Annotated in this window: 2 protein-coding genes; both read right to left on the reverse strand. The window is 63.6% G+C overall.

What is annotated here, in order from left to right:
- Positions 1-877 (reverse strand): radical SAM protein (locus MJ783_RS01065; protein ID WP_370651392.1); only part of this gene is annotated, 877 nt, incomplete at its 3' end.
- Positions 878-991: 114 nt separating this feature from the next.
- On the reverse strand, positions 992-2,389 hold the full coding sequence (locus tag MJ783_RS01070; protein ID WP_239307997.1) for a hypothetical protein: 1,398 nt from the start codon (positions 2,387-2,389) through the stop codon (positions 992-994).
- Between the last annotated feature and the right edge of the window lie 712 nt (positions 2,390-3,101).

A 3,101-nucleotide genomic window follows, 5' to 3' on the forward strand; every position in this document is an offset into this window, starting at 1 on the left:
TTAAGATGATGTGGTGGAGTGGGTGTTTCAGCACGTTCCCGCAGGAGAAGCCGCCGTAGTGAGGCGAGGAGTAGCCGGAAAGCTCGGGAGAGTAGAGCGTCACGTTTCCGTCCCATGCGACGGTCGGAAACGGGTCGGTGAGGGGAGACTCGCTGTCCTGACCTGGGGTCAGGGTGTACGCTCTGATGCGCTCAAACTCGCGCACGGGAATTTTTGGGTCGGATTTCCACGCTTCCCACAGTGCTGTCCAGAAGTCGGCGATTGCGTGATCGGTGAAGTGATGGTTCCGGATGTTGACGCCTTCGCGTTCCTCGATGTTGATAGCCAGGGAGCTGGCTCCCAGCGAGAGCGAAAAGGCGTAGAGTTCTTCGGCGCGTTGCGGACTGGGGTCTGAGATCACCGCGATCATGTCGAACGATAGTCCTCGATCCCGAAGAACTTCGACACCGGCAACGATGCGATCGAATGCCTCACGGCCGGCGTAGTCCCGACGTTGCGCGCTCGCGGCTCGGTCACCGTCGATACTGATCCCAATGTGGATATTCCGCTGTTCGAATAGGTCTGCCCACTGCCTGTCGATGAGCGTCGCGTTCGTCTGGATAACGTGTTCGCTCGAAGCCGGAAAGCAATCCATTAGGTGTGTGAAATGTTGAATTCCGGCGGTTAGCGGCTCGCCGCCATGCCAGATGACTTCCGTTTGCTGGAGGTTTTGGAGGCTGTTGAAGATTTCGATTTCTGTCGCGACAGCTCGGGCGACTGACGGGGCCATGAGTTGGCGGGAGCGACGGGCGGGAAGATAGCAGTAAGAGCAGTCAAGATTACACAGGGGTGTCGGTTGCATAACGACACTTGTGATGGTTGCGGGGGCAGGGGGCATCGTCTCTCCTTGCTCTTTTCGCCGTGAACACTGATATCAGTTCGTGCCTGATAGAAAATTACAGCGGTCGGCAAAGGGTAGTTCAGTCATGCGGTGAAGGCTGGGCTATTGCCGCTATCTCGGGAGTGCGCGGATCTGCGCGAATGCTTCGATCTCGGCTGCGGTGTCACGAGCGATGGGTGAGCCGTGGTGGCGTGCCTCACTGAGAGCTGTCTGTACCCGTTGCACGTTGCTAACGATTCCGAATAGCCGGTACTGCGGTGGGATGTCGAGTACCGGCCGGAGGGCCTCGTGGGCTCCGTCTGCGTCACCTTGGCGGGCACGGGCAAGGCTCAGGTCAATGCGGGCGCCTGCGGAGTTGCCGAGTTTGGCTGCACCGGCGGGCGTCTCGCTGAATGCAGTGACGGCGGTCATCGCGGCCTGTTCGGCTGCGGTGGCATCGGGTAGGAGTGACAGGGCGTCGGCTGTGACGAAGAGGCTGTCAGGCATGGACAGCGTGACTTGGCCTCCCATCTCGTCCAGCTCGTCGGGCTGTGTTAGCTCGCCAGCGCGGGCGGCGGCGGCCAGCGCGGCCTGTGCCTCCTCGGCGTTGCCGATGGCGGCTTGGGCACGGGCCTCTCGTAGCGCGCGCCCGATCGCTGATGTGCCGCTCGTGACGGCTGCGTCGGCTGATGCGAGCTGGACGTACCGGAGAGACTCGTGGTGCCATCCAGCCCATCGTGTGATGGAGCACTGCTCGTTGCGGAGCCAGACCCGTAGGCCAGGGTGTCCCGCACGGTCGGCGCAAAGAAGCGCGGTGCGGGTCTGGGTCATGGCCGCATCGATCTGACCGAGATCAAGGCTGGCATGGGCAAGCAGGCCGCAAATGACACCCGTGAGAAAGTAGAGATCGCGTGCTTGATCGGGTTGGGTCGGGCCGTCGAGATAGCGGAAGGCGAAGCGCTGTGTGGCGCTGAGGTCTGGCAGGAGGGCTGGACCGCCGCCGGCAGGGTATGCGCGTGCGATACGGCGCACCTCGTTGTAGAGCAGCGTCACGGCCTCTGGGCCGGCGTCGGCTGCCTGCGCGTGCGCGAAGAAACGAGCGGTGTCGTCAGCGGCCATGAGACTCAGCCCTTCCGGTGCTGCCATATCGGGAGATGAGCCGCGGTGGCTCCTCTCCCTACCAGAGTAGGCAGCAAGGGCGTCGGTCTGCGGTAGGGATGCGCCCGACGTCGGAAGGGCGGGGACACCTGCGGATGAGTCGCGGGACACCCGGGTGGGCGGTGCGAACAGATCATCAACCGGCCGCTGAAAGATCGTTTCCAGTATCAGGCAGGCTGACGGGTACGGGTGGGTCTTGAGTGACCCCGCCATCCAGCGCTTGGCCTGACGCTCTCCCACCTCATCCGCCTTCACCTTGATCGCCTGGGCTGCGGCCGTGTACTCGCGCAGGAAGTCCTGGACGGTCCAATGCCGCTCATGGACGAGCCGAGCAAGCAGCGTGCGGGCGGTATTCACAGGCGGCGGTGTCATGGGCGCGTTCTCTCAGCTTGACGGCGGAGGACGAACAGAGGTGCCTCGCCATGGTGGCCGCACTGGCGAGAATTGTCACGTGACGGGAGCTAGAAGTCACGGAAGGACACCTTGAAGTCCCCGTGTGCCTGATCGGCTCATGCAGACGTCACGAAGAAGGCTGAGAACGGACACTAAGGAGACTCATCTGGACACAGATAGTCATCTGTGGGCGGTTTTGGTCGGGCTTAGGGTCGTCCCCCCGGTTGGGGCCGCGGGGGGTGCGGTGGAGCTGCCCCGATGGCTGGTTCTGACGTGGCTCCCGCGGCGGTCCTGGGTGTGGCTTCGGACCACACATCTGTCCTGTCTGCGCCGGGGGCCGGGCCTGTAGAAATAACGGCTCTGCCAAGATTTCGGTGGTGGCAGAGCCGTTAAGTTGACAGACCCGGTTGGGGGTGGCGACTGACGAGCCGGGGTACCCGTGCCTCGCGCAGCGATGGACGGGGAGCGATGACGCGAGGCGCGTGCCCCAGTCCCGCGACGCCGCGTCCCCTATTGCCGGTCGCGCTTGAGCATCAGGCCGTCGTGGCGAATGAACAGGACCGGGTCCTCGGTAGCGGCGGCCCGGGTCGCCGGATCATCGAGAAACCGTGCCACCCCGTCGGCCCGCGCCCGCAGCACAACCTCGGCCAGGTGCTCTTACCGACCTGGCGGGCACCGTTGACGACCACGA

The sequence above is a fragment of the Protofrankia sp. Cj3 genome (genome assembly GCF_917627355.1).
In the GTDB taxonomy this organism is placed as follows: Bacteria; Actinomycetota; Actinomycetes; order Frankiales; family Frankiaceae; genus Protofrankia.

Bases quoted from the DNA above. Each gene is read 5' to 3' on its own strand.
- MJ783_RS01070 (WP_239307997.1), bottom strand. From the start codon at position 2,389: ATGACACCGCCGCCTGTGAATACCGCCCGCACGCTGCTTGCTCGGCTC.